The sequence below is a fragment of the Streptomyces amritsarensis genome (assembly GCF_001953875.1).
Lineage (GTDB): Bacteria > Actinomycetota > Actinomycetes > Streptomycetales > Streptomycetaceae > Streptomyces > Streptomyces amritsarensis.
The window spans coordinates 1-25,367 of sequence record NZ_MQUR01000099.1 but is presented as its reverse complement, the minus strand read 5'-3'; the positions used below and the strand labels follow the sequence as shown (position 1 = coordinate 25,367).

The 25,367-nt window shown below is 74.2% G+C and carries 18 protein-coding genes and 1 pseudogene; 7 read left to right on the top strand and 12 right to left on the bottom strand.

Annotated features, from left to right (window positions below; translation table 11 throughout):
• Positions 1 to 67: 67 nt before the first annotated feature.
• Together AVW11_RS38115 and AVW11_RS29800 are read right to left on the bottom strand one after the other, a co-directional pair.
• Complete coding sequence (locus AVW11_RS38115; RefSeq protein WP_076046559.1) at positions 68 to 4,984, bottom strand: DNA-binding protein; 4,917 nt, start codon at positions 4,982 to 4,984, stop codon at positions 68 to 70.
• Entirely contained in the window at positions 4,981 to 5,853 is an 873-nt protein-coding gene (locus AVW11_RS29800) for a DUF4132 domain-containing protein (protein WP_030843012.1), read from the bottom strand. Before AVW11_RS29800 ends, AVW11_RS38115 begins: the two co-directional genes overlap by 4 nt.
• Before the next feature lie 201 nt (positions 5,854 to 6,054).
• Between AVW11_RS29800 and AVW11_RS29795 the strand changes: the two genes are divergently transcribed.
• Both AVW11_RS29795 and AVW11_RS29790 read left to right on the top strand, forming a co-directional pair.
• Entirely contained in the window at positions 6,055 to 6,780 is a 726-nt protein-coding gene (locus tag AVW11_RS29795) for a GmrSD restriction endonuclease domain-containing protein (RefSeq protein WP_076046558.1), read from the top strand.
• A complete protein-coding gene (locus AVW11_RS29790; RefSeq protein WP_076046557.1) occupies positions 6,777 to 7,058 on the top strand; it encodes a hypothetical protein in 282 nt (93 codons plus the stop codon). The genes AVW11_RS29795 and AVW11_RS29790 overlap by 4 nt, the downstream gene beginning before the upstream one ends.
• Positions 7,059 to 7,568: 510 nt before the next feature.
• Here the strand turns inward: AVW11_RS29790 and AVW11_RS29785 are convergent.
• Complete coding sequence (locus AVW11_RS29785) at positions 7,569 to 8,102, bottom strand: GNAT family N-acetyltransferase (RefSeq protein ID WP_030843018.1); 534 nt, start codon at positions 8,100 to 8,102, stop codon at positions 7,569 to 7,571.
• A 151-nt stretch (positions 8,103 to 8,253) separates the two neighbouring features.
• Between AVW11_RS29785 and AVW11_RS29780 the strand changes: the two genes are divergently transcribed.
• Positions 8,254 to 9,534, top strand: a complete 1,281-nt coding sequence (locus AVW11_RS29780) for a sulfite oxidase (protein ID WP_076046556.1) — start codon at positions 8,254 to 8,256, stop codon at positions 9,532 to 9,534.
• Positions 9,535 to 9,547: 13 nt separating this feature from the next.
• On the opposite strand, the gene AVW11_RS29775 is transcribed toward AVW11_RS29780, so the two are convergent.
• Positions 9,548 to 10,750, bottom strand: a complete 1,203-nt coding sequence (locus tag AVW11_RS29775) for an alpha/beta hydrolase family protein (protein WP_076046555.1) — start codon at positions 10,748 to 10,750, stop codon at positions 9,548 to 9,550.
• Between the two features lie 90 nt (positions 10,751 to 10,840).
• On the bottom strand, positions 10,841 to 11,827 hold the full coding sequence (locus AVW11_RS29770; protein WP_076046554.1) for an isopenicillin N synthase family dioxygenase: 987 nt from the start codon (positions 11,825 to 11,827) through the stop codon (positions 10,841 to 10,843).
• A gap of 241 nt (positions 11,828 to 12,068) precedes the next feature.
• Between AVW11_RS29770 and AVW11_RS29765 the strand changes: the two genes are divergently transcribed.
• Positions 12,069 to 12,842 (top strand): VOC family protein, encoded by a 774-nt coding sequence (locus AVW11_RS29765; protein ID WP_060178458.1) that lies wholly within the window; start codon positions 12,069 to 12,071, stop codon positions 12,840 to 12,842.
• A gap of 294 nt (positions 12,843 to 13,136) precedes the next feature.
• Positions 13,137 to 13,325, top strand: coding sequence for a DUF6381 family protein (locus AVW11_RS29760; protein ID WP_030657858.1), 189 nt, complete (start codon positions 13,137 to 13,139; stop codon positions 13,323 to 13,325).
• Between the two features lie 110 nt (positions 13,326 to 13,435).
• Here AVW11_RS29760 and AVW11_RS29755 read toward each other — a convergent pair whose 3' ends face one another.
• Positions 13,436 to 13,993: a hypothetical protein gene (locus tag AVW11_RS29755; protein ID WP_076046553.1), complete on the bottom strand. Its 558-nt coding sequence runs from the start codon at positions 13,991 to 13,993 to the stop codon at positions 13,436 to 13,438.
• A 41-nt stretch (positions 13,994 to 14,034) separates the two neighbouring features.
• Entirely contained in the window at positions 14,035 to 15,336 is a 1,302-nt protein-coding gene (locus AVW11_RS29750; protein WP_076046560.1) for a M64 family metallopeptidase, read from the bottom strand.
• Positions 15,337 to 15,569: 233 nt separating this feature from the next.
• Between AVW11_RS29750 and AVW11_RS29745 the strand changes: the two genes are divergently transcribed.
• Entirely contained in the window at positions 15,570 to 16,946 is a 1,377-nt protein-coding gene (locus tag AVW11_RS29745; protein WP_076046552.1) for a helix-turn-helix domain-containing protein, read from the top strand.
• Here the strand turns inward: AVW11_RS29745 and AVW11_RS29740 are convergent.
• The 5 genes from AVW11_RS29740 to AVW11_RS29720 form a co-directional block, all read right to left on the bottom strand.
• Positions 16,909 to 18,432 carry an MFS transporter gene (locus tag AVW11_RS29740; RefSeq protein ID WP_060178365.1) on the bottom strand — a complete coding sequence of 508 codons (1,524 nt, stop codon included), beginning with the start codon at positions 18,430 to 18,432 and terminating at the stop codon, positions 16,909 to 16,911. The genes AVW11_RS29745 and AVW11_RS29740 overlap by 38 nt on opposite strands.
• Positions 18,433 to 18,470: 38 nt before the next feature.
• Positions 18,471 to 19,052, bottom strand: a complete 582-nt coding sequence (locus tag AVW11_RS29735; RefSeq protein WP_030843041.1) for a TetR/AcrR family transcriptional regulator — start codon at positions 19,050 to 19,052, stop codon at positions 18,471 to 18,473.
• Positions 19,053 to 19,804: 752 nt separating this feature from the next.
• Positions 19,805 to 20,065 carry a DUF6158 family protein gene (locus AVW11_RS29730; RefSeq protein WP_076046551.1) on the bottom strand — a complete coding sequence of 87 codons (261 nt, stop codon included), beginning with the start codon at positions 20,063 to 20,065 and terminating at the stop codon, positions 19,805 to 19,807.
• A 323-nt stretch (positions 20,066 to 20,388) separates the two neighbouring features.
• Positions 20,389 to 21,297, bottom strand: a complete 909-nt coding sequence (locus AVW11_RS29725; RefSeq protein ID WP_060178366.1) for a LysR family transcriptional regulator — start codon at positions 21,295 to 21,297, stop codon at positions 20,389 to 20,391.
• 274 nt (positions 21,298 to 21,571) lie between these two features.
• The gene (locus AVW11_RS29720) at positions 21,572 to 24,457 is read right to left on the bottom strand and encodes a TIM-barrel domain-containing protein (RefSeq protein WP_079250851.1); all 2,886 of its coding nucleotides are present in this window, start codon (positions 24,455 to 24,457) and stop codon (positions 21,572 to 21,574) included.
• Positions 24,458 to 24,874: 417 nt separating this feature from the next.
• Between AVW11_RS29720 and AVW11_RS29715 the strand changes: the two are divergent.
• Positions 24,875 to 25,367: pseudogene (locus AVW11_RS29715) on the top strand (AAA family ATPase); the annotation flags it as partial.

Sequence of the window (25,367 nt, the reverse complement as noted above, 5' to 3'; positions counted from 1 at the left end):
GCCGGCGCGGCCCACCGTGCCGGGTGGGCGGCGCCGGCCCCGCGTCGGGGGGGCCGGTCCGGCCGGGTCAGCGGCGGCGGGCGCGGGTGCGCTTCACCTTGAGCTCCTGGAAGCGCGGGACGTCGCCCTCGCGGATCCGCTGCCAGGCCCGGCGGTAGAGCTCCGCGGCCGGTTCGGCCGGTGCCAGGACGCCCAGGAGGGGCCGGGCGCCGGGGGTGAGGCCGTACATGGGCAGCTTCCACTGCTCCACCGGCAGTGCCGGAGAGGCCATGTCGGCCCACCCGCCGGGCAGGAACAGCGAGCGTCCGGCCCTGCTGCGGTCGGCCGACACCACCAGGTCGGTGGCGGCCAGTTCGGCGCGGGCGGCCTTGAGCCGGGCCGGCTTCCAGCCCGTCCACCGGGCGGTGTTGCGGTCGGTGGGGTCGGGCATGGCGAGGAGGGCCAGGTACAGGGTGGCCGCGTCGGCGCCCAGTCCGTGCTCGGCGACGACCTCCTCCACCAGGTCGGGCACCGAACGGCTGGGGTCCTGCGGCCACCACGTGCCGGCCGCGTCGGTCCCGCCGGCCGCGGGCGCGCCCGGGTCGGCGAGGAGCGCGGCGAAGCGCGGGTCGTGGGCGGTCCGCAGGGCCCTCTCGGCCACCGACGGCTCCTGGTCGTCGCCGCGCAGCGCCGGCAGGTACGGGTCGGAGCCGGTCGAGTCCAGCAGTGCCGTGCGCACCGCCGGCCTGGGCTGGTCGTCGTGGGTGGCCATGACGACCGCGCCGTAGCGCTCGTAGCCCTCGCCGGTCTCGGTCGGGGTGCCGGCGACCTTCCGGAAGTTCGGGAGGCTGGTGTAGTGGGCGATCTCCAGGAGGAGTTCGGGCGCGGCGAGCCGCTGCCGAACGGCGGTCAGCGCGGGCGGCAGGACCGCTCGCACCGGGTCCCCGGCAGGCAGCCGGTGGGCCAGCCATGCGCTCATGGCCAGGGTGGAGATCAGGACCTGCGCGTTGAAGGGCTCGGTGGCGGGCACGGCGGGCTCGACGTGGTCGCCCTTGACGGTCCACGGCACGTCGACGGACAGCTCGCGCGAGGCGGCCGGGTCGAGCAGGGCGGCCAGCGCGCGGTGCGCGGGCCATCCGCCGCGGACGGCGCGCGCGGCCTCGGTGGCCAGCCAGTCGGGTACCGGGGTACGGCGGCCCACGCGCCGGTTCCACACCTGCGCGGCGGCCGCGACGTCGGGGCCATCGCTCCACAGGCGTGCCGGATCGGCGGGCAGCAGGGCTGCGACCACGGCGCGCCGGATCTCCGCGCCGAGGCTCTTGAGCTCGTCCCGGGCGTAGGCGGCGTCGGTGGCCTTGACGCCGAGGGCGGTGCGGGCCTCCGCGGGCAGGAAGTTGCGGTCGTAGCTGTCGATGTGCGGGAGTCCGGCGACCACCAGGCGGGCGAGCGCACCGGAGACCCCGGTCAGCCGGGAGAACTCCTCCGCGGCCTCCGGGTGGAAGGGCAGCGGGCCGTGCTCGCCGGCCGCGCCGAGGAACGCCGTCAGCCAGCCCGGGTCCCGGTCGGGGTCGCCGAGGGGTGTCGCGCGGCGGACGGTGTAGGGGCCGGGGACGGTGAAGCGGCCGGCGGGGTCGTGGAGGAGGCCGCCGAACTCCTGCCCGTCGGGTACGGAGGTGCCGTGCTCGGTCACGGCGAGGACGGCTCCGCCGCCCAGCGGCAGGATGCTGCGGTGGTAGAGGTGGCGTTCGAGGCCGTCGGGTCCGGTCAGGTGGGGCTGGCCGAGGTGGACCCGGACCTGGCGCCAGGTGCCGGCCGATGCCTGTGCCGAGGCCATGCCGAGGGCGTCCACCTGGCCGAGCACGGTGAGGAGGGCCTCCCGCTGTTCGGCGGTGGTCGTCGCGGCGACGGCCCGGTATGCGGCGGCGGCGGGCTGGTCGAACAGTGGTGTCCAGGTGAGGGCGTAGTACGGCAGGGCGGGCGTGTCGAAGTGGAGCAGCCCGGGCACCCCGGCGGCGTCGGTCTCGGTGCGGGCGGCGCCGAGGAGGCTCAGGGTGCGGTGCGTGCCGTCGCTGCCGCCGTTGTAGCGGTGGTGGGCGTGGTCGAGGAGGCCGCCCAGGGCCTCGCCGAGCAGCTCGTCGGCGGGGCCGTGCTCGCGGTCCTCCTCGGGGGCGGTGTCCGCGTCGAGCCGGGCGGAGATGCCGTCCAGGGCCTTCTGCTGGGTGAGGGCGAACCGCAGTACCTCGACGATGCCGCCGATCAGCTTCGGGTCGGTGACGCGCGGCAGGGCCGCGCGGACGGCGTCCGGCAGGTCGGTGACCTTCGGCGCGGCCGCGGCGGCCTTCAGGAGGGCCCCGACGGTCTCGCGGTCGGCCGTGCGCAGCGCGGCCGAGCCCTCCGGGTCGCGCGGGCGCAGCGCGTACCAGTGGGAGAGCGGCGGGAGGTCGACGCTGCCGGTGCTGAAGGGGGTGTCGTGGCGGTCGTTGCGGGTTCGGGCGGTGAGGACGCCGTCGGGGTCGGTGAGGGCCAGTTCGCGCCAGCTGTGGGAGAGGGCGCGCGGGCGGTCGTCGCCCGGGAAGGTGAGGGCGGCGACGGGCTTGTCCCCGCCTTCGGGGACGGTGACGGTGCGTCCGCCGGTGTCGGTGCCGGCCCAGCCGTTGTCGTGGAGGCGTACGGCGTGCCAGCCGAGGACGCCGTCGACGGGTGCGCCGAGCACGGAGCCTTCCACGGTGGGCGTGGGAAGCAGCCGGCTGGCGTATCCGGAGGAGGCTTTGCCGCTGTACGCCCTCATGGTGTCGGTGAAGAACGCGGGCATGGAAGAGCGTCCGTGGGCGCCGCTCGCCGGGTCGTACTCGACCCAGCCGCTGTCGTTGCCGTGGTCGCGCTGGCGCCACACCCAGTACGAGGTGCCGTCGGACAGCACCGGCAGCTCGGCGGGCAGCCGGGTGTCTCCGCGGTGCAGGACGCCGCCGCCGGTGGTGCGTCCGCCACCGGGCAGCGGCAGGGAGAGGTGGTCGCTGCGCAGGGACCAGTGGTTGCGGTCCGTGTCCAGGGTGAAGACGGTGCCCGGCGAGGAGTGCCAGTAGCCCTCGACGCGGTTGGCGCTCCAGTCGGACCAGAAGACGAGCAGTTCGCCGTCGACGTAGTGGAATCCCAAGCGGCGGTGGGAGCCGGCCGGGACGCGCAGGTCGTGCGTGAGGACGGTCGAGTCGGCGTCGATGACGCGGACCTGGGCCGCGTTGGCGACGATCAGGTACGGCCAGGCCTCGACGACGGTGAGGCCGTTTCGGTCCTTGCCGGGGGTCAGTTCGGCGACGGCGCTCTCCCAGGCGGGCCAGGCCAGCTCTTCGAAGAGGCCGCCGCGCAGGGTGCGGGCGAGCGTCTCGCCGAGGTCGGCGGCCGCCGCGGCGGCGACGTCCTCGGGGGCGAGCACCAGGGCTTCGACGGGCAGCCAGGTCAGCCGCTCGATGGCGTCGGGTACTCCGGGCAGGCCCGCGGCGACGGAGGCGCGGGCGACCTCGCCCATCCATTCGGTCAGCAGCGGGCGGGCCCCGGGCGAGGCGGCGATGTGGCGGACGATGTCGGCGCCGCCGCTGCCCAGGCTGTTCAGCGCCCGGCGGAAGGCGGGCTGGAAGCGTGCGTCCGCGGCGACCGCGGCCAGGTCGCGGCGCTCGTCGCGGCCGGCCCAGTCGGACAGGTTCAGATTGTCGTGGTGGTGCCGCGTCCGGTGTTCCTCGGGTGTGACGACCGGGACTTCGAGGGTGAGCAGCAGGTCGAGGAGGTCGGCGTCCTGGACGCCGATTCGGAGGCCGGCCTCCCGCCCGGGCCGGTCGAGTTCGGCGCGCAGCTGCGGGGCGCAGCGCTCGACGAGGTCGAGGAGGACGGGGTTGCTGGGGCGGCGGCCCCAGCCGGAGCGGCGGGCGGCGCAGAAGCGCTCGAGCCAGCCGGCGGTGCCGTCGGAGCAGCGCTCCTCCTCGGGGATGCCGCCGTCGGACAGTCCGGCGGTGGCGCCGGACTCCTCCAGGACGTCCAGCCACAGGTCGACCAGGTCGACGTCGCCGCCGGGCGGGGTCAGTCCGAGGAGGGTGCCGCGTACGGCGGGGACGCGGCGGGCGAGCGCGACGAGGGCGCCGCGGTGGGCCTTCCACCAGCCGAGCGCGGCGCGCAGGGTGGCGGGCAGGGGCAGCAGTTCGGCGAGGTAGTCCTGCTCGGGTTCGGTGCCGGTCAGGCCTGCGGCGCGGGCGAGGCGTCGCAGTTCGGCGGCGGCCTGCGCGGAGGGCGGCAGTCCGCCCGCGGTGCGGCGTACGCACAGGCGGCGGAAGCGCTCGTAGGCCTCGGCGGGGCTGACGCGGACGGCCAGGGCCTTGCCGTAGCCGGCGAGGACCTTGACCGGCAGGGCTCCGGCCAGCGCGAATTCGAGGAAGACGGAGTCGAGGCGGTCCTCGTCGACGTCCAGGCCGTGCTGGGCCTCGGCGGTGCGGGCGCGGCCGAACAGCTGGGCGGCGTAGGTGGTGTTCTCGACGGCGAGGAAGATGCGCGCGGCCTGCTCGTGGAAGAGCGGCAGGAAGTGCGGGACGGAGGCGGCGAGGCGGTCGGCCAGTTCGGTGCACGCGTCGAGCGCGGCCTTGGGCTTGGTCTTGGCCTGGCGGGCGATCCGGTCCAGTTCGGGGACGACGGCGAGGGCGTGGTGGCCGTCCTCGGGGTGGTGCACGAGGACCCATTCGGGGAAGCCGAGCGCCTGGCGGCGGCTCAGGCCGACGACGGGCGGCTCGCCCTCGTCGCGTACGAGGCCCAGGAAGCCGGCGGCGAGGTCCTCGGCCGCGCCGAGTTCGGCGGCGGCGAGCCGGACGACGACGCGGTCCGCGTCGAGGCCCGGGTGCCGGTAGGTGCGGGCCGTCAGGTCGACGGCGCCGGATCCGGCACCGGTGGTGCCGCGGGGGAGGACGGCGCCGGCCTGCAGCAGCAGTTCGGTCTCGTTCGCCGCGGTGTCTCTCAGGTTCTTGCTCATGCGTCCCCGCCCTCCTCGATCTTGCGCCCGGCATACAGCGCCGCGGCCATTCGCATTCCTTCGGACCAGGCCACCGGTCCGACCTTCGCCAGCGCCACCGCCCGGCCGTCCTCGTCGTGCCAGCTCAGCGCGCCCGTGGTGGTCTCGGCGTCGTAGTAGGGCTCGCCGATCCACACCGCCGCCTCCGTGCCGGAGCCGGCTCCGCTGTCACGGACCTTGCAGGTGGCGTAGCCGCCGGAGACCCGGTAGCCGAGGGCGGTCGCGCGGGCGGCGAGGCTGAAGCGGGTCGGGAAGACCCCGCCCGCGTAGTCGCGGACCTCGGTGGCGGTGGCGCAGACCTCGTCGGGCTTGCGCCAGGTGGGGCGGTGGATCTGCTCGACCTGCTGCACGATGCCCAGCTCGGCCGCGAACTCCCGTACGTCGTCCAGGTCGGGCAGCAGTACGGGGTGGGGCAGGGTCACCGTGCGCGGCGAGAGCCGTACGGTCTCGCCGTCGAGGTTGACCACCTTCAGCTCGCCGTCGGCGGTGGCGTCCCGCAGGAAGCCCACCTCGTCGGGGTCGTCGCCGACGACGGCCAGGTCACGCAGGGCGTGCTGCCAGGCCTCGTCGGGCCACACCCGGGCGATCAGTTCGGTCGGGACGGGCAGCGAGGACACCATCCAGCCGTCGACCTGGGCGACGCAGGCCGCCGCGTGCCGGTCGAGCCATTCCGCCAGCCGGCGCAGCCGGTCCACCTCGGGATGGTCCTTCAGCGCCTTGGGCAGCGTCTTCAACTGCCGTCCCGCTGCCCGGCCGGTGACGGACCTCGCCGCCACCCGCCCCTCCACCAGGGCGATCTCGTACCCCTCGCCCGCCGCCAGCCATGCCATCAGACTGTGCCCCTCCGCCTGTCCGTGCGTGTGTGCGCGCAGCCCTGACAGGGGGAGCAAACCCCCCTGAGCTGCGGTATGTCGGGAGACTAGCGAGGGCCACTGACAACGCCCGCCGGAGGGGCCTCCGTAGGCTTAATGTCCGGTTCTGGGTAGTCTTTCCCGGACAGTGGCGGAGCGGTACCGGCTCGGGGTGGGGTTATGGGACGTCAGATACGTGTACCGGGTGTGCTGGTGGCGGCACTGCTGCTGGCGGCGGCGGCCGGATGCTCCGATCCGGCGGGGCCGGGGTCGGCGGGCGGCGGGGACGCCAAGCCGCAGCCGTCCGCCTCACCGGCCGCGCCGCCGGCCGGGGCGCCGGCCGGCGGGGACGTGCTGCCGGGCATGGTGACCACCGCCGTGGCCCGTACGCAACTGGCCGCGCTGAAGGTGGCTCCGGTGGGCACGATGGCCGGTTACAGCCGGGCGAAGTTCACGCACTGGGCCGAGCAGGGCAACAAGTGCGACACCCGCGAGACGGTCCTGGAGCGGGACGGCACCGGGGTGGGGCGGGACGGCGAGTGCCGGGCCGTGTCCGGCACCTGGAAGAGCCTGTACGACGGGGTGGTCGTCACCGACGCGGCGAAGATGGACATCGACCACATGGTGCCGCTCGCCGAGGGCTGGCGCTCCGGCGCGTCCGGCTGGGACGCCGCCCGGCGCAAGGCCTTCGCCAACGACCTGACCCGTCCCCAGCTCCTGGCGGTCACCGCGTCCTCCAACCGGTCGAAGGGCGACCAGAGCCCCGACCTGTGGCAGCCGCCGGACCGTTCGAGCTGGTGCCAGTACGGACGCGCCTGGACCACCGTCAAGTCCGCCTACGAGCTGACCGTCACCGAACCGGAGAAGAGGATGCTCACCACGATGCTGGACACCTGCGCCTCATGACCGGGGCGGACCAGTGGCAGGACGGGGTGCTCGCCGGCCCGGGCGGCGCCATGACCGACGAGGTCGGCGTCATCACCGGCCCGCTCACGCTGCGCACCACCGCGACCGCCGACGGGCTGGTCCGGTTCGACGTGCAGTACGAGGACGCCGACGAGTGGTACACGCTCACGGGCAGCCCCCGGCCCCACCACGGCGCGCCGGCGGCCCTCCACACGGCGGCCCTCGCCGCGATCCGCAGGGGCGGCCCGGCGGAGGCCCCCACCCCCGGATCCGCCTGAGGCCGCACGCGACGCAGCCGCGAAGACGTCGGCCAGGACCGCGCTCACCGACGTGGGCCCCACCGCCTTCACCGAGCGCTGACCGGGTGTGCGGACCCCAGGAGCCCGGTCCACCCCGGGAGCGGTTGGAGCACGGCGATGCCCAGCGGCCGGACGCCCGCGGGCAGGCGGCGGGTCGTAGCCGGGTCCGGGTCGGCGACCGTGATGCCGTTCCCGTGGCCTTCGCGGGTGTAGCCGCCCGTGACGTACGCGGTCCGGCCGTCCCGGGAGACCGGGCCGGACGGCGCCGGTACCGACGACGAGCAGTCGGCCGTCGGCCGTGGCGGCGACCCCGTGCTCGTGCGCGTTCGTGGTGTCCCCCTCGGCTCCGGGCGGGGAGGGCCGCGTACGCCCTGCCGCTCCCCCGGTCCGTGCTCGCCGGGCCGGGGCCCGTGGCCGGTCCGACCCGGCGGGGGCCGGCGGCGGACCGGACGGCCCCCCGGGTCCTCCGATCGGCTGGCGGGGGCCCGGTCAGGCCTCGTACTGCGTGAGGTCGATGCCGTGGATGTGGACGGCGTGCCCGTGGCGGGGGTCGGTGGTCTCGCGTTCCCGCACCATGTCCAGCTTGCGGATCACGTTCTCGGAGGCGTCGTCGCCGAGCCGGTTGACGGCGACGACCCGGTCCAGGCCGCGGTCCTGGACGGCGAACTCCAAGGTGGCGTGGGCGGCTTCGGAAGCGTAGCCCTGGCCCCAGTACTGGCGGCCGAGCAACCAGCTGATCTGCACGTCGGCCCGGGCGTCCGGCAGGTCCTCGAGGACCGAGAGGCCGACGGCCCCGATCAGCTCGCCGGAGCCGAGGAGCTCGACGGCGAAGAGCCCGAAGCCCTCCTCGTCCCACTCCTCCACCCAGCGTTCGATCGCCTCGGCCGTCTCGTCGAGACCGAGGGTGGAGCCGTCGCCGATCCAGCGCATCACCTCCGGGTCGGCGTGGATCTCCGAAAGGGGGACGAGGTCGTCGTCGGTCCAGAGGCGGAGGAGGAGGCGGGGGGTGCGGATCTCGGTCATGTCCTCCATCCTGCCGAAAATCGCGGGACCAGCGGTAATCGGCTGTTGCGGTGATGTTGCGGATTCGTGGCCATCGGCCGGGGAAGCTTCCCGCGGTTCGCCCCGGCCCCCTACGGTCCGTCGGGAACCTCGACCAAGGAGTGACCCTGCCATGCCGCTCGATCTGTCGGACGAGAGCCACTACGACCGCACGCGCCTGCGGCAGTGGGCCCGCGGCCGCGCCCGCTCCGCCGGGGTGGACCGCCGCGACCTGCTGAAGCTGTTCGCGGTGGGGGCCGCCGCCGGATCCCTGGGCCTGGCCGGTGGCGGTACGGCCGCTGCCGCGCCGGCCCTGGGGGTGGGGGCGGGCGCCGCGCCGGGCATCGTCAAGCCGCTGCCGCCCGATCTGTTCACGATCCGCGGGACGAACGCGGAGACGAACTTCGCCTCGTTGCGGGGCACGGGCCATCTCACCCCGATCGACCGGTTCTTCGTCCGCAACCACACCTCCACGCCGCGCGTCGACGTCGGCACGTGGCGGCTGAAGGTGTGGGGCGACGGGCTCGCCGCCGGCCCGGTGGAGTTCTCGTACGAGCGGCTGCGGTCCCTGCGGGCGGTCGAGCGGACGCTGTTCATCGAGTGCGCGGGCAACGGCCGGAGCTTCTACTCCACGCAGCAGGGCCAGCCCGTCACCGGCACGGCCTGGACCCTGGGCGCGATCGGTGTCGGGCACTGGCGCGGGGCGCGGCTGTCGGACGTACTGCGGCTGGCCGGCGTCACCCGGGGCGCGGTGGACGTCCTGCCGCGCGGGCTGGACGACGAGGTGGTGGCGAACGGGGTGAACCTGGGCCGGGTACGGCGTCCGCTGCCGGTGGCGAAGGCACTGGACGACGTCCTGCTCGCCTACGAGATGAACGGGCGTCCGCTGCCGCCCGACCACGGCGGCCCCGTCCGTCTGGTCGTCCCGGACTGGGTGGGCATCTCGTCGATCAAGTGGGTCGGTGACATCGAGGTGAGCGGCGAGGCGCTGTACTCGCCGTGGAACACCGACATGTACCGGCTGTTCGGGCCGAACCACCCGGCGCAGGGCAGCGCCCCGCTCACCCGGCAGACCCTCAAGAGCGCCTTCGAACTGGAGCTGGGCGCCACCGTTCCCGTGCACCGGACGCGGCTGCTGACGGGGCGGTCCTGGTCCGCCGCGGCCCCCGTGACCCGTGTCGAGGTCAGCACGGACGGCGGCGGCCACTGGCGGCGTGCCCGGCTGCACGACTCTCCGCGGCGGGGCGGCTGGGTGCGCTGGTCGGTGCCGTGGACGCCCCGGACGGCGGGTGCGACGGCGGTGCTGGCGCGGGCGAGCGACGGGACCGGGCGCACCCAGCCGGAGACGGCGGTCCACAACACGCAGGGCTATCTCTTCGACGCCGTGGTGCGCCACCCCGTCACGGTGGTCTGAGTTCCTCCTGCGGCTACGGGGTGTGGAAGCGGACCTCGGGTGCGTCGGCGGAGGGGCCGTCCAGGACGGGCCGCGACTCGCCCCGCAGGTGCCGGTCGAGGAAGGCGCCGACGTAGCGGCGGGTCAGCTCGACGGACCGGTCGCCGGGCAGGGGGGCCTCGGGGTCGTCGAGGCCGAGCTGTTGGCCGATCGACGGGAAGTCGCTGAAGGTGAAGTGGCCCGACCCGTCGAAGGTGATCCAGCGCTTCCAGCCGTCGAGCAGCGGCCAGTCCCGGTCCCAGCTCGCGTTGCCGCCGGGGCCGCGGCCCTGGGCGCCGAGGAGCAGGAAGGGGCGGCCGCCGAGGCCGGTGGCGGGTACGGGTGTGGCGTTGCCGCCGTCCATGTTCACCCCGGCGCGGATCCTCGGGTCGTCCGCCATCGCGGCGATCGCCGAGGCGCCGCCGATGGAGTGGCCCGCCATCGCGATGCGGCCGCGGTCGATCAGGCCGGCGTGGCGCCAGACGGGGTGGGGTCCGGTGAGGCGGTCGAACAGGAAGGACACGTCGCGGGCCCGGTTGCCGCTGACCGCCTGCATGCCGGTCTGCTGGGCCTTGTCGCAGGCCAGGCAGGTGAGGACGCGGCCACCGGGGAAGGCGGTCCCGACGCTCTCGTACGCGTGGTCGACCGCGGCGACGACGTAGCCGCGTGAGGCCAGGTCCTCGGCGAGCGCGGTGAGGGTGGCGCGGTGGACGGTGAAGCCGGGTGAGAGGACGACCAGCGGGTAGCGGCCGGCGACAGGACGGGCGCCGGTGCGTGAGGCACTCGCGGTACCGGTGAGGGTCTCGACGGGGACGGCCTGCTCCAGGCCCCTGTCGGCGAGCAGCAGCCGGGCCTCCTCCCGGGTGAGGTAGCGCGCGGCGCCGCCGGTGTCGCGCCGCGCCGGGTAGCGCATGGTGGCCGTCAGTTCGCGCGGCCCGGATCCGGCCCAGGGGTCGGTCCGGGTGTGGTCCACCAGGTGCAGGTCCTCCCGGCCGACCGCGAACCGGCCGGTGGGGCGCGGGAGTTCGACCGCGGTGCGGCTGCGCTCGGCCGTGGGGCGGCTGCGCTCGACCGCGGTGCGGCTGTCCCCGGCCGCGGCCGGGGAGTCCGCCGCGGCGGCGGTGCCGGCGGCGGCGAGCGGGATCGGCAGGAGCAGGGCGAGTAAGGCGGCGGCTGCGGCTGTTCGGCGTCGAGTCATGGGAGCGACGCTATGCACCGCGTCCGGGCCGGTCGTCACCTTGCCGGTGGATCCGGCCGTAGCCCACGGGGAGGGGCTCCGCGCCCTTCGTCACTCCGAAGTACCACGGCCCGCGGGGACGGTGATGGCCTGGAGCTTCTCCCTCAGGTAGGCGTGGGAGTCGACGGGGTCGTGCACCACCCGGCCGATGGGGGCGGGGAGGGATTCCACCCGGGTGTGCGCGTCGCATTCGTAGAAGTAGACGAGCGAGATCAGTTCCTCGGCGGGTGTGTCGGCGGGCGGGGGCAGCACGCGGTGGCGGCCGGCCCGCCAGCGGTCGCCGGTCCAGCGGGCCATCAGGTCGCCGATGTTGACGGTGAGCGCGGCCGGGTCGTAGGGCGCGTCCTGCCAGCCGTCGGCGTCGGTGTGGATCTGGAGCCCGCCCGAGCCGAGCTGCCGGTCGAGGACGGTGACCGTGCCGAAGTCGGTGTGGGCGCCGATGCGGAACTGGCCCGGCAGGGGCGTGCCGACGGTCTCGGTGCCGGGATACCAGTTGAGGTTGAACCCCCAGGTGGGGTGTCCGGTGTGGCGCGTGAAGTGGTCCTCGGCGAGTCCGAGGGCGGTGGCGAGGAGTTCGAGCAGTTCGTCGGAGAGGGCCCGCATCCGGGCGAGGTACTCGGTCACCAGGGGCCGCAGCTCCGGCACCTCCCGGGGCCAGGTGTTGGGTCGGAACCACTCGGCGTCCACGGCGGGGTCCCCGGTCGGCGCGTCGGCCGCGAAGGACCAGGACTCCTTGAGGTCGGGCGGCGAGGCGGCGCCTTCCGCGTAGCTGTTGGCCTCCGCCCCGGGCCCCAGCCAGCCGCGGCCGCCGACCGTGACCGCGTACGGCTCCTTCAGGGCGGCCGGCAGCCGGAAGAACGCGCGGGCCGTCTCCCGGATCCGGGCGGGCAGTGAGGGGTCCACGCCGTGGCCGGTCACGAGGAGGAATCCGGCCGCGCGCAGGGCCTCGTCGACGCGGGCGGCGGTATCGGCCCGTGCCTGCGGTCCGCCGGACCGCCACGGCCCGAGATCGATCACGGGTACCTGGGATCCGGCCATGGGAGACCTGCCTTCCGACGCTGCGCGGTGGTGTCCGCGACCGAGGCTATCGCCGCGCACGACCGGACGGGATCGACACGGAAAGTGAATCTCGGCCACTTTGTGTGCGCATCGGCGACCGGCGAACGCGATGATCGTCACGATAAGGACCAGAATGGAACGACGGGTGCCTTGAGGGACGGAGCATGCGGTGGAGATTTCGACGCGGGAGGTCTTCGGGGCGCCCTGCTGGGTGAGCCTGATGACGCGCGACCTGGAGGCGGCCCAGCGCTTCTACCGTGCGGTGGCCGGGTGGCGGTTCCGGCCGGCCCGCCTCGGCGACGCGTTCTCGGTGGCGTTCCTCGACCGTGTCCCGGTGGCGGGTATCGGGGCGCTGGCCGCGGATCTGGGCGTGGCGGCGGCGTGGACCCCGTACTTCGCCGTGGACGACGCCGACGTGGCGGTGGACCGCATCCGGGAGCGGACGGGCACCATCGCGGTCGGCCCGGTGTCCTTCGAGTCCGGCGGCCGCGCGGCGCTCGTCGCCGACCCGGACGGCGCGGTCTTCGGGATCTGGGAGGGCAATGTGGCCGCGGACTGGCGGGCCGGCAAGGGCCCGCTGCCGGCCTGGCTGGAACTGCGTACCCGCAACGCCCTGGACGCCGCGATGTTCTACGGCGCGGTACTGGAATGGGCCACCGACCGGCCGGGCTGCTGCACGGTCTCCTACGAGGAGGACCAGGTCGTCCTGCGGCAGAACGGCGAGCCGGTGGCCCGCCTGAACAGCGGTCCCGTCGAACTCGCCGCCTATTCCCCGCACACCCGGCCGCGCTGGCACGTGCACTTCCGCGTCCCCAGGCTCCGGCCGGCGATCGAGGCGGCCGTCATGCTCGGGGGCCGCATGGTCTCCGACATCACCTCGAACGCGGCCGAGCGGTGGGTGACGCTCCGCGATCCGGACGGGGCGCTCTTCACGCTGACCACCGACGTCGGGGCGGATTCGGACGAGGACCTCGCCCGGCCCGGCCTGTACTGACCGGCGCGCCGCCGCCGGGGGCCTGGGCGTGTGGAAGGAGAGGCGGGGTCGGTCCGGCTCACCACCACAGGTCTCCGACCGCACGTGGTCCGGCATCCGCGCACGGCCCTTCGCGACGGCCTGCGCGACGGCCTGCGCGACGGCCTGCGCGGCGGCCTGCGCGGCGGCCTGCGCGGCGGCCTGCGCGGCGGCCTGCGCGGCGGATCACCTTCGGTGACGGTTCGAGATGCGGGTGTCCGGCAGTGCTGGTTCGCTGATTCCGCCCGCTCTCCCCCACTGATCCAAGGAGCGATCATGAGCGTTTCAGGCGAGTCCCGCGGCCGGTCCCAGCAGATGCGCACGAAGGCCAAGGAGCTGAACGAGGCCGCCGAGCGGTCGACCGACCCGGAGGAGCGCCGCCGGCTGAAGGAGAAGGCCCGCCGTCTCCAGGAGCAGAGCGAGCAGGAGAGCCGGATGGACGACCGGGGCATGGACCCCATGTAGCCCGCGCCTCTGCGCACGCACCGCGCACCGGCCGGTGTCCGCCGCGATCCTGCGTCGCGCGCGGCCGCCGGCCGCCGTGCGGTCGCCGCGGGTCCCGCCACCGGTACCGTTCACCGGGCGGGACCCCCGCTGGTCGCGCCGGCCCCTGCGGTGCAGAACACGCACCCCGCCCAGAAGGGCAGCGCGTCGAGCACCCGGTGAGCCGTGCACGAGGCCGTCGCCGCCTCGTCCGGCCCGGGAAGTCCGCCCGAGCCGGCCGCCGTCCGCACAGGCGTCCGCGCCCCCGTTCCCGCACCCGCCGTCTCCGGGTCGAACGCCTCCACCATCGCCCGGTACGCGCGCAGGTCCCCCTCGGCCCGGGCCGGCTCGTACGTCAGCTCCTCCCACCGGTGGCGGGACAGCGCGAGGTCCAGGACGCGCAGCAGGAAGTCCTTGGCCGCGGCCCGCTCCCGGGGGGTGTCCCCCCAGTCGAGCTCCGCCAGTGCGAAACCGACCGCACCGCGCCCCATCACGTTCTGGTCCTGGAGTGTCAGCAGGGCGGCGAAGCGGAAGTCCCAGGGCTCGCGGGCCAGTGCCGAGACGGCGAGCACCAGCACGTCCACGAACACCGCCGTGCCGCTGTTGGTCATCTCCAGGTACCGGCCGTCACCGCCGCGGAAGGTGTTCACCCGCCCAGACTAGGCACGGGCCGCTCAGGCCTGCGGGCCGCCTAGAGCCGGACCTTCCATTCCACCGTGGAGCGCAGCGTGCGGATGGTCTTCGGGTCGCGGACCGCCGGGGTGCGGTCCTCGGCCGTCACCGACAGGCGGTGGGTGCGCAGGTCGAACAGCCACAGTTCCGCCACCGACACCTCGGTGCGTCCCTCGAACCGCTTGAGTTCCCTGCCGTCCAGGTACCAGCGGACCACGAGCTGCCGGCCGTCCGCTCCGGACAGCTTCGGCACGGCCACCTTCGCCGTGTTGCGCAGCCGCAGGGTCCGGTCCGTCGGCGTGAGCGCCGTGGCGATCCGGGCGTGCTGGTAGAACCCGGCGATCATCGCTTCGACGCCGGGCAGGTTGAAGGGCTTGCCCAGGACCCGCATGAGGGAGTTGTCGGTGGGGCGGTACAGCCCCGTCACGTAGTAGTTGCCGCCCTCGTACGCCCCGACCGTGCCGCCGTCGGGTGACTCCTCGCCGAGCCAGCGGTACCACTTGGCCCGCTGGGCGGCCATCCGGTCGGCGGTCAGGCCGGAGCTGTTGGACTCGCCGGGTTCGGGCCCGGTGTACTTCTCGTAGTCCGGCACGCCGGGGTAGAAGTACTCGTCGGCGAGCTTGCCCAGCGAGTGGCCGGTCTCGTGGATGGCGACCTGGCCGGACTTGGGGTGGCCGGCCGACGCGGTCGATATCCCCTCGTAGCCGAGGGTGGCGCTGGGCTCGTTGTAGCCCGCTCCGCCGTACTTCGCGCTGTTGGCCAGCACGATGACGAGGTCGGCCTCGGGTGCCTTCGCCACGTACGCGTCGACCTTGGGCTGATCGATGCAGAGCAGCCGCTCGATGTCCCCGCACCAGAAGTACGAGCCGAGGGCGGTGTCGCGGACGGTCGCCGGATCGGGGTCGCCGGAGACGCCCGATTCGCGGGAGACCGCGTCGACCGTCCAGACGTTGAAGAGCCCGCGGTACGTGGTGTACGGCTCGACGGCGGCCACCTCGGCCCACTTCTGCTCGGCGTCGGCGTGGAACCGCGGCAGTTCGGCCGCGGTGTAGCCGTCGCCGACGATGACGACGTCGAGGCGGTCCGCGGTGGAGCCGTTGTCGATCATCTTGGTGACCTCGCCGTCGGCCGACCGCTCGGCCTCGGTGAGCCGGCCCGCGCTCTTCGCGGGGCCGCCGGCCGCCGGCACCAGGGCGTGCCCGGATCCGGCGTCGCCGCCCTGTTCGGGCCCGGGGATCTCGACCTCCACCCGGGGTGCTGCCGGGCCGGCCGCGGCGTCCGCCGGACCTGCCGCCACGAGCGCGGCGCTCGCGCACACCATGGCGAGCGCCGCCCGCAGCGCCGTGCGTACGGCCGGACGCCGTGCCGGAGGCCGCGCCGCCCGTCTGATGACCGCACCTGTGACCGGATCCATGAAGTCCACCCCCGTGAAAGGAAGTTAAACGGATTGATAAGCACACTGAATCGGCTGCTTAAACTAAGGGGCGCGCGGGAGGTGCGCAATGGCGTACTCCGCCTGAATACTGGGGAGTTCGAGCAACCAGGGGGTATTTCATGGACGAACCGGGCGAGATCGGCCGCAGGGTTCAGCGCATGCGCGTCGAACGCGGCTTGACCCAGAAGCAGTTGGCGCACCCCTCCTACACCTCCGCCTACGTCTCCACCCTGGAATCGGGCAAGGTGCGCCCCTCCGAGACCGCGCTGCGCTTCCTCGCCGACCGCCTGGGCACCTCCTACGAGGAGCTGGCCACCGGGCGCCCCGCCCACCTGGCCACCGAGCTGCGGCTCGCCCTCACCGACGCGCAGCGCACGCTGGCCACGGGCGCGGCCGACGAGGCCGCCGTGCACTACCGCAGACTGCTCGCCGAGGCGGAGGAGCTCGGGTTCGTCCCCGAGCAGGCGCAGGCCCGCCTCGGGCTGGGTGAGTGCGCGCTCGAGTCCGGTGAACTACCGGCGGCGATCGGCCACTTCGAGGAGGCGGAGCGGCTCCTGGCCGACGAGCCGCTGACGCGCCGGGCCCGGCCCGTGCGCGGCCGGGCCGTGGCGCACCTGCTCGCCGGCGAGCTGCGCTACGCCTGCTACCTCCTGGAGTCCGCCATCGACGAGCTGGGCGCGAGCGGCCTGGCCGATCCCGACGCGCTGGTCCTGCTGCACGCCGCGGTGATCGGCCCGTACATGGACATGGGCGCCCACGCGCGCGCCGCCCACTCGGCGGAGCTCGCGCTCGCCCTGGCTCCCCAGGTCAGTGATCCGGCGCTGGTGGCCGGCATGCACCGGCAGGTGGCGCGTACCTTCCTCGCCGAGGGGCGGATGGCCGACGCCGACGCCTCCCTGGCGAAGGCGCAGGCGATCTACGGCCACCTGCAGCTGACCACGGATCTGGCGCACTGCCACTGGATGCGCGGCTATGTGCTCGCGCAGAACGGCGAACTCGGTTCCGCGGAGCGGGAGCTGCGCACGGCCCGGGACATGCTGTCGGCGCGGCGGGCCGGTCTCTACACGGCCCAGGTGGAGGTGGAGCTGGCCGACGTACTGCGCCGGCTGGGCCGGCACGAGGAGGCGGCGGAGCTGCTCGCGGCGCTGCTGGAGCTGGGCACCAGCCACGGCGCCGTGCACGCCGGCGGAGCGCACCGGCTCCTCGGCCTGATGGCCGAGGAGCGCGGTGAGCCGGAATCCGCCGAGGAGCACTACGTCCAGGCGCTGGCGCTGCTGGAGCGCAGTGGGGCGACGGGCGACCTCGCGGACCTGTGCCGGCTGCTGGGCGACCTGCTGCGGCGTACGGGCCGGGTCGAGGCGGCCATGGACGCGTACCGCACGGGCCTGGGGCACCGGGCGGCGCCGGGCACCACCACTCTGGGCCCGGCGCCGGCGGCCGCGTTCCGGTCCGCCCGGGTCAGTGGTTCTCGGTGGGTCGCAGATCGCGTGGAATGAGCGCCCAGGTCGTGGCCGCCGCGGTGACGGCGAGGCCGCCCGCCATGAGGAACGCCGGGGTGATGGCGAGGGTGTAGGCGTGGGAGGCGGTGTCGAGCAGGGCCTGGCCGACGGCGCCGCCGAGGCGTTCGGCGATGTGCGCGGCCTCGCCGACGGAGTCCCGGGCGGCGGCCGCGGAGGGGCCGTCCAGTTCGAGGGCGGGCAGGTTGCCGCGGTAGAGCGCGGCCGCGGTGGAGCCGAGGACGGCGACGCCCATCGCGGAGCCGAGTTCGTAGCAGGTCTCCTCGATGGCGGCGGCGCTGGAGACCTCGGCGGCGGGCGCGGCGGAGACCAGCGTCACCGAGGCCACCGTCGTGGCGATGCCGGCGCCCAGGCCCATCACGGTCAGGGCGGCCGCGAAGGCAGGGTAGCCGAGGTCGGTGAACTGCTGGAGGGTCCACGGCAGGGCCATGCCGGCGGCCAGGACGACGAGTGCGGCGCCCAGTACGTGGCGGATCGCGAAGCGCTGCATCAGCGAGGGGGCGACCATCGAGGCGGCGATCAGGGCGAGCGGGGCCGGCAGCAGGCGCAGTCCGGCCTCCAGCGGGGTGTAGCCCTCGCCGTACTGGAACCACTGGGTGACCAGGAACAGGATCGCGCCCATGCCCACCATGGGCAGGAAGATCGCGGTGGCGGCGACGCTGAAGGCGGGCTTGGCGAACAGCCGTACCTGGAGCAGGGGGTTGTCGAGCCGGGTCTGGCGGCGGACGAAGACGGTCAGCGCGGCGGCCGCGAGGAGGAGCAGGGCCCAGGGCAGGGGGTCGGCCACGCCGCTCTTGCCGAGCTGCTTGATGCCGCCGGCGAGGGCGAGCATGCCGACGACGGACTGTCCGACGCCCCACCAGTCCCACGCTCCGGTGCTGCGCGGGGAGCGTGATTCAGGCAGGTAGCGCAGGCCGGCCGCGACGATGACGGCGGCGACGGGCAGGTTGAGGAGGAAGGCGGAGTGCCAGCCGTAGTCCTGGACCAGGAGGCCGCCGACGACCGGGCCGAAGGCCATGCCGCCGCCGAAGACGGCCGCCCACACGGCGAGGGCGAAGGCACGCTCCTTGGCGTCGGTGAAGACGGTGCGCAGGATCGAGACGGTGGCCGGCATGATGGCCGCGCCGCCGATGCCGAGGAGGGCGCGCGCCGCGATCAGGTGCCAGGCCTCGGTGGCGGACACGGCCATGAGCGAGGCCGCCGAGAAGATGCCGAAGCCGGCCATGAGCAGCCGCTTGCGGCCCCAGCGGTCGCCGAGCGCGCCCGCGGTGACCAGCAGGCCGGACAGGGCGAGCGCGTAGACGTCGATGATCCACAGCTGCTGTACGGCGCCGGGCCGGAGGTCGCCGACGAGCGAGGGGAAGGCCACGTTGAGGATCGTGGTGTCCATGGAGATGAGCAGGAGACTGCCGGAGAGTATCGCCAGGACGATCCACCTGCGGGGGTCCGGCGTGGGGGTGTGCATGGGGTTCCGTTCGAGGTCTTTGCGGGGTGAGGAGGCGGTCAGGGTGCGGGGGCACCGGCGGGGGGCCGCGCGGGGGGCCGCGTCCCGCTGAGGAAGGAGGTCAGGACCAGGTGGCCGATCTGGCGGGGGGCGAGGTGCCCGTCCCGTACGCCTTCGGCGGCGGCGTCGAGGAGTCCCCAGAGGGAGTACCAGATCCAGTACGGCGGGAGGTCGGCGCGCAGGCGCCCCAGTTGCTGGCCGAGGGCGAGGAAGGCGAGGGCCCGCTGGTCCTGGCGGTCCACGCCGGCGCGGAACTCGGGGTCCGCGAGCACGGTGGCGTCGCGTGAGGTGAAGCCGTAGAGGTGGGCGGCGGGCATCAGTGCGACGACCAGGTCTTCGAGGGCGGTGTCGAAGGCGTCGGCGTCGGCGTCCTGTGCCAGGTCCAGGGGGGCCAGGCAGCCGTCGACCACCTCGATCGCCCGGACCGCGACGGCTTTCAGCAGGGCTTCGCGGGTCGCGTAGCGGCGGCTGAGCGTGGCGCGGCTGGTCCCGATACCGGCGGCGATCTGCACCATCGAGGCGCTGTGATCTCCGGCGAGGACGCGGGCCGCGCCGTCGAGCAGTTCTTCTTCGTGCACCATGTCGAGCCTCCTTCGCCTCGAACGATACAAGATTGTCTCATCCGAGGCAAAGGTGCCCCACTGTCTGTCGTCATCGTCGGCGGGCTGCCGGGCCCCGCACCACGGCCGCTGCGGGCGGCCCCGCAGGGCGCCGCGTGCCGCCACTGGGTGCACCCCTCCGGCTCAACGGCGGTCCCGTGCGCCCTCTGGGTACAGCCGTCCCCTCGCCCGTGGCCCCACCTCCACCTGCGCAACGCGTGGCCGGGGGTACGGCAGCACGAGGACCGGGTCGACGGCGGCGAGACGGGTCAGCTCCAGGCGCGTCACCGCCGGGCCCGACGGACGAGTCGGCCGTCGCGCGAGGTTCGACGGAGTCCCGCAGCCCCGCGACGGCCGGCCGGCCGGACCTCCCGTCGGCCGCGATCCGCCACGGCTGCGGGAGCGCAGCGGGCGGTGGTGCCGCACCGCGGGGCCGCGAAGGCGGCGCATCGGCCAGGTCCTGATGCGCGGTGGCTCGCCGATCCGCTGCTCGACGAGGGCCCGGTCGAACCCGTCCGCGGCCCGGACCGCGGAGCTCCATGACGTTGGGCGCGTCGACCTGGAGGAGGAGGCGGGCCCGTCCGGAGGGACCGAAACCGGGCAGACGGTCGGGCGCCGTCCCATCGGGCGAGGACGTGGCGCTCGTCGTGCTGCCGAGGCAGCAGTGCGTAGGGCCGCAGTGCCGCCTTCGGCAGGACATCACCTCGCGGGCGGAGGAACGCAAGGGCCCATGGTCACGTGGGCTCGTCCTTGTGCTCGACGTCGGTGCGGGCGCGGGCGCCCGAGCGGGTGCGGGAGGCGGTCTGGGCCCGCTGGGGATGGCGGCGCACGTACTCGTGCTCCAGCTCGTTCATCCGCTTCGTATGGGTGACCAGGGCATCGTCGGACCCGTGCAACAGAGTCTCGTGGCGCGTGCGGTGGATGGCCTCCAGCTCCTTGAGCAGTCGGCCTTCCTCCAGTTTCCGCGCCGACGGACCGCCGTCGTGCTCCGTCATGGCACGTGCACCTCCTCCTCGGCCCCCCGCCCACACCATCATCCTCCGCGCGGCGCCGCGCGTCCCGTCAGCGGCCGCATCCCCGGCCCCGCCCCGGTGGACAGGGGCTCATGGACCAGGAGCGCTCCCTGCGGGAACGGCTGATCGGCGTCGGTGCGGAGCCCGTCGTGAGCGAGGCCCCGGCGCCGGGGCTCCGGGCGGCGGGGGCGGCGCTGCGCCGCTTCGGGCCGTGCCGGACCGCGCTGACGGGCACGGGCGCCGGGGCGCCCCGGCCGTCGCCGGTGGCCCCGATCGTGCCGGCAGCGTCCGGGCGCGCCGCGGCGTCACTGCTGCCCTACGGCGCGCGCCCGGCAGCTGCGGGCCACCTCGTCGGCGAAGACGAGGGCGGGCGGGGCGAGGGCCGCCCAGCGGCGGACCGCCCAGCCGACGGCGAGCGGCGGCAGGTCGGGAACGGGCACCAGGCGCAGCGGGCCGTCGGATCCGGGGACCTGCCAGCCGGGCAGCGCGGGCACGACGGCGTGGCCCAGGCCCAGTTCGGCGAGCAGCAGGGCCGTGTCCCAGTCGGCCACGCTGGTGTCGGAGCGCACGCGGATGCCGGACTCCGCTAGGGCGGTGTCGAGGTGGGCGCGGGAGGCGGAGTTCTGCGGCAGCCGGATGTGGCGGATGTCGGCGAGGTCGGCGGGGGTGAGGCCGGTCCGGCCGGCCAGGGGGTCGTCGGCGCCGACCGCGAGCACCCAGGGCAGTTCCATGACGGGGCGCTGCTCGATACCGCGGACGGGGGCGCCGATGGTGATCCAGGCGAGGTCGAGGTCGCCGGCGGCCAGGGCGTCGAAGCAGCTGCGGCTGGAGTTCTCGGTCTGGAACTCCAGGCTCACCTCGGGGTGGCTGCGGCGGAAGGAGACGACGGCCTCGGACATGAAGTGCCGCACGGTCGTCGCGCCGGTGGTGACGCGCACGGTGCCGCCCCCGCCCCGTACGAGGTCCTCGACACGGCGCAGGGCGCCGTCGAGGCCGGCGATGCCGTCGGCGGCGGCCGCCTGGACGATGCGGCCGGCCTCGGTGGGCACGACGCCGCGGGAGTGCCGCTCCAGGAGGCTGGTGCCGGTCTGCTTCTCCAGGCGGCGGACGTGCTGGCTGACGGCGGACTGGGTGCAGCCGAGGTCGCGTGCGACGGCGCTGAGGCTGCCGGCGCGGCAGACGGCCACGAACACGCGGAGGTCGTCGAGGGTCATGGGACCCAAGATATTCCTTGGGTGTGGGGAGCAAACAGGAGGATTGACTTGGGTGTTGGGGTGAATCAAGATCGATGCAGGGCCCGGGCGGCAACCCGTCCCCGCCGTCGCCCCGGGATCCGGACCCCCGGCGACGGGTGGGACGGGTGCCGACCCACCACGGGCGGACTCCTCGCGCTGTTCGGCCGGTCGCGGAGCCTGCCCGGTGAGCCGGCCCGGCGCGAGTGCCAGGCCGGGCTCGGCGACGGGTGGAGAGCAGCGGTCGGGGGCGGTGTTACGTCGGGGGGCCGGCCGCCCGGCCGGTGAGGGTGATCTCGGCCGCGCTGGTCCAGGGGCCGCGGCCGCCGGCCTCGGTCAGGGCTCTGAGGCGGAGGTAGCGGCCGGTCTTCGGGGACAGTGCCGCGGTCTGGGCGGCGGCGGTGTCGGGGAAGGTGCCGCTCGCCACCGGCGCGCCCCAGTCCGCGGTGGTGTCGGACACGTGGACCTCGTAGCCGCCGATCCGGCCGTTGACGCCGCCGTCCTGGCGGGGGAGGCAGCCGAGGCCGTCGAGGGTGTAGCGGGCGCCGAGATCGATCTGGATCTCGTGCGGGAGGGCCGCGGGCGTACCTGAGGACCAGGCGGTGTGCCACATCGTGGCGGGGTTTCCGTCGAAGGCGCCCACGGCCGCGCCGTTCTCGGCGGCGGTCTCCTGGCTGTCGGCGCGGACCAGGGACCAGCCCGCCCTGTCGATCGGGGTGGAGGAGGGGGGAAGGGGCGCGGCTGCCGGGACGGCGGTGCCGGTGGCCGAGAGGGTGAACGCGGCCGACTTCGTGCCGGTCTTGACCCACAGGACGCCCGCGCGGTCCGCCGGGTCGAAGAACCAGCCGTGGGCGGCGGAATCGTAGGCGGCCCGGGAGGCCAGGCGGGGCACGGCGGCGCCGTCCAGCGTGACGGCGGTGGGCGCGGCGGCCACGTGGAGGGTGAACTCGTAGCCCCGCGAGGCCGGTTTGCCGGCGTAGCTGCCGGTGGGGGCGCCGACGGCGACGGTCACCGTTCCGGTGCCGGCCGCCGGGGCGGTGACGTCGACCCGCTGGCGGGCGTAGGCGCCGGACTCGTGGGCGCGGGTGCGGCCGTCGTCCTCGTAGAGGCTGAAGGAGGAGGCGCCGCGCGGGTGGATGTCGTAGGTGAGGGTGGAGACCGGCTTCTCCCCCGTGTAGTTCATCTGCGGCCACATCGGCATGATGCCGCCGCCCTTGACGAACAGCGGGAGGGTGTCGAGGGGTGCCTGGTATCCGTCGAGCCGGCCGGGGCCCGCGTAGGTGCGTCCCGTCCAGTAGTCCGTCCAGGTGCCGGCGGGCAGGTGGATGCCGTCGCGGACCGCGGTGTCGGAGACGACGGGTGCGACGAGCAGTGAGTCGCCCGCCATGAACTGGCCGCTGGTGGCGTTGCCGCGGGCCACCGGGTCGTCGGGGTACTCCAGGACCATGGCGCGGGTGCTGGGGACGCCCGTCTCGTGGGCGACGCGGCTCATCGTGTACAGGTACGGCATCAGCCGCATCTTCAGCTGGAGGTACTTGCGGTTGACGGAGAGGTACGGCTCGGCGAAACGCCACGGCTGCTTGTCGTGGTACCCGGCTGAGGGATTGGCCGCGCCCCAGCCCGACATGGTCATGAAGGCGGGGGTGAAGGACTTCCACTGGAGATCGCGGGTGTACGTCTTCGGGCTGCCGCCGAATATCCCGTCGATGTCGCCGGCGGCGTAGTTGAGCCCGGAGAGGCCCGCACCGGTGATGGCGGGGACGTGCCAGCGCATGTCGTCCCACGTGCCGTAGGTGTCGCCGGTCCAGACGACGGCGTTGCGCTGGGTGCCCGCCCAGCCGTCCACGGTCCACACGAAGCGGCGGGCGTCGGAGTTCTTCTCGATCCCGTCGACGGCCTGGCGCACACCGTCGAAGGCGTATTTGTAGCCGCTGCCGATCCATGCGACGTCGGTCTTCACGCCGCGGCTGCCGGCGGTGCCCACCTCGTCGGCGATGGAGCCGAGTCCGGTCGAGGTCCACAGGCCGGTCTGGAAGCCCTTGGCCCGCAGGGCGTCGACGGTCGGCTTCAGGGGTGCGGTGTAGCCGCAGCCGTAGCCGTCGTTGGGGAGGAACCAGCCCGAGGGCATGTCGGCGGCGCGGGCGTCGGCCGCGTATCCGACGACATCGGGCGTGTTCTGGTGGCGGGGACGGTCGTGGGCGCCCTGGTAGTCGGGGTTGGAGGCGTTGAAGCAGTCGGCGTTGCCGAGCTCGAAGCCCCACATCGGCGCCATGAACGGTTTTCCGCTGACGTCGGTGTAGGCGTCGAGCACGGATTTCAGCGAGTCGCCGGTGAAGTACCAGGCGTCGAAGCGCTTCTCGTCGTGGGTGAGGGTGGTGGGGGCGTTGAATCCGTAGGAGCCCGGAGCCCAGGTGTTGCGCATCACGCCGTAGCCGTTGGTGGACATGTAGAAGGGGGCGGGGCTGGCGTTGTCGTTCTCGCGCCACCTGTTGTCGACGGCGATGGGGACGGTCTTGCCGCGCAGCGCCCACTCGCCCAGGCGCAGGCCGGTTCCGTAGAACTGCTCGTCCGTACCGCGCGCCAGGTACTGCGTGGTGCGGTTGCCGGTCCAGCTCGTGGGCCGGGTCTCCTGCCAGACGGGGGTGGTGTTGTCCGCGCGGTAGACCGAGAACCTCAGCGGCCTCTTGTCGACCCGGATGGTGAGGGAGGCCGTGCTGATCCGGTGGTACGCGCCGGCGTCGGTGTGGGTCGCGGCCACCGATCCGAAGTCGGTGGTGACGGCGAGGTCGGAGCCGGCCGGGTCGTCGGTGAAGGTCCCGTCGGGCGAGAGCCAGAGGCGGAAGATGTCGGCGCGGGCGACGACCACGCGGGCCTTGGCGCCGCTGGAGGCCGTGACGGTGAAGGTGTTCCCGGACCGGGTGAAGCCGGTGACGTCCCCCGCGGTGGCAGTGGCCCCGGAGGGGGCTGCGGTGGCGGGGGCGACGAGCGGTCCGGCAGCGGCCAGGCCCGCGACGGTGAGGGTGGCGGCGAGCAGGGCGGCGCCCGGAGCGCGCAGGCGCAGGTGCAGGCGCCGTCGGCGTGGTGTGTGCGGCCGACCGGATAAGGGGGCCTGCCGGCTCCTGCGGATGCTGGGCAGTCTCATGGGCAGCTCCTCGTGCGGTCCGGAGAACGGACACAGCTCTTTGGCATGCACCCGGCAAGATAGCGCCCTGGAGGCCCTCTTTGAAGAATTCTGCTCGAAGTCACCTCTCAGCACGCATCTTTGAGCACGCGACAGATGTACGTCGGCACACGGAAGCCACCGGCCGCGGACGGCCGACCGGCCGCACAGGGCGGTCACCGGGGTCACAGGCAGCACAGGCGGCACAGGGGGCAGAACATCGACAGTGCGGGATGGCGTCCAGAGAGGACGAGAAAAGGCAAGGAGGTCAACCCACTCCTTGCCACTCTCAACTTATAGCGCACCGGGGGGCTTGCGGCAAGGCCCCGTCGGCGGGGCAAAATCGCGGACCGAAGCCAGAAGCTGCAGAAATGGGAGATTCACGAAGTGCATGCGTTCTTGCCGGTTCACGAATCGCGCGGTGACGTCGGGCAGGACTCGGCCGCCCCGCGGACCCGCAGCGCGTTCGACCTTCCCGACCACCTCTCCCCCAAGGCCGACCCGGCCCTGATCGACGGCGACGAGCGGCACTTCGCGGCCATCTCGGAGAGCCTGGCCCAGTCGGTCGCCGAACTCTCCGACCGCCTCGCGGCCGAGCGCAGGGCCCCCGGCGGCATCGGCCGGGAGGCGATGGACCGGGACGCCGAGATCCACCGCCTGACCGCCCGCCTGCGCACCCTGCGCCGCTTCGGCCTGGACCTGTGCCTGGGGCGCATCGTCCCCGCCGGCGGTGGCGAACCCGTGTACGTGGGCCGCCTCGGCCTCACCGACAGCACGGGGCGCAGGCTCCTGCTCGACTGGCGCTCCCCCGCGGCCGAGCCGTTCTTCGCGGCGACCCACGCCAACCCGATGGACGTGGCGAGCCGCCGCCGGTACCGCTGGACCGGCGGCC

Coding starts and splice junctions, on each gene's coding strand:
- AVW11_RS38115 (WP_076046559.1), bottom strand. CDS start 4,984: ATGAGCAAGAACCTGAGAGACACCGCGGCGAACGAGACCGAACTGCTG.
- AVW11_RS29800 (WP_030843012.1), bottom strand. CDS start 5,853: ATGGCATGGCTGGCGGCGGGCGAGGGGTACGAGATCGCCCTGGTGGAG.
- AVW11_RS29795 (WP_076046558.1), top strand. CDS start 6,055: ATGGGACGTCAGATACGTGTACCGGGTGTGCTGGTGGCGGCACTGCTG.
- AVW11_RS29790 (WP_076046557.1), top strand. CDS start 6,777: ATGACCGGGGCGGACCAGTGGCAGGACGGGGTGCTCGCCGGCCCGGGC.
- AVW11_RS29785 (WP_030843018.1), bottom strand. CDS start 8,102: ATGACCGAGATCCGCACCCCCCGCCTCCTCCTCCGCCTCTGGACCGAC.
- AVW11_RS29780 (WP_076046556.1), top strand. CDS start 8,254: ATGCCGCTCGATCTGTCGGACGAGAGCCACTACGACCGCACGCGCCTG.
- AVW11_RS29775 (WP_076046555.1), bottom strand. CDS start 10,750: ATGACTCGACGCCGAACAGCCGCAGCCGCCGCCTTACTCGCCCTGCTC.
- AVW11_RS29770 (WP_076046554.1), bottom strand. CDS start 11,827: ATGGCCGGATCCCAGGTACCCGTGATCGATCTCGGGCCGTGGCGGTCC.
- AVW11_RS29765 (WP_060178458.1), top strand. CDS start 12,069: ATGACGCGCGACCTGGAGGCGGCCCAGCGCTTCTACCGTGCGGTGGCC.
- AVW11_RS29760 (WP_030657858.1), top strand. CDS start 13,137: ATGAGCGTTTCAGGCGAGTCCCGCGGCCGGTCCCAGCAGATGCGCACG.
- AVW11_RS29750 (WP_076046560.1), bottom strand. CDS start 15,336: ATGGTGTGCGCGAGCGCCGCGCTCGTGGCGGCAGGTCCGGCGGACGCC.
- AVW11_RS29745 (WP_076046552.1), top strand. CDS start 15,570: ATGGACGAACCGGGCGAGATCGGCCGCAGGGTTCAGCGCATGCGCGTC.
- AVW11_RS29740 (WP_060178365.1), bottom strand. CDS start 18,432: ATGCACACCCCCACGCCGGACCCCCGCAGGTGGATCGTCCTGGCGATA.
- AVW11_RS29735 (WP_030843041.1), bottom strand. CDS start 19,052: ATGGTGCACGAAGAAGAACTGCTCGACGGCGCGGCCCGCGTCCTCGCC.
- AVW11_RS29730 (WP_076046551.1), bottom strand. CDS start 20,065: ATGACGGAGCACGACGGCGGTCCGTCGGCGCGGAAACTGGAGGAAGGC.
- AVW11_RS29725 (WP_060178366.1), bottom strand. CDS start 21,297: ATGACCCTCGACGACCTCCGCGTGTTCGTGGCCGTCTGCCGCGCCGGC.
- AVW11_RS29720 (WP_079250851.1), bottom strand. CDS start 24,457: ATGAGACTGCCCAGCATCCGCAGGAGCCGGCAGGCCCCCTTATCCGGT.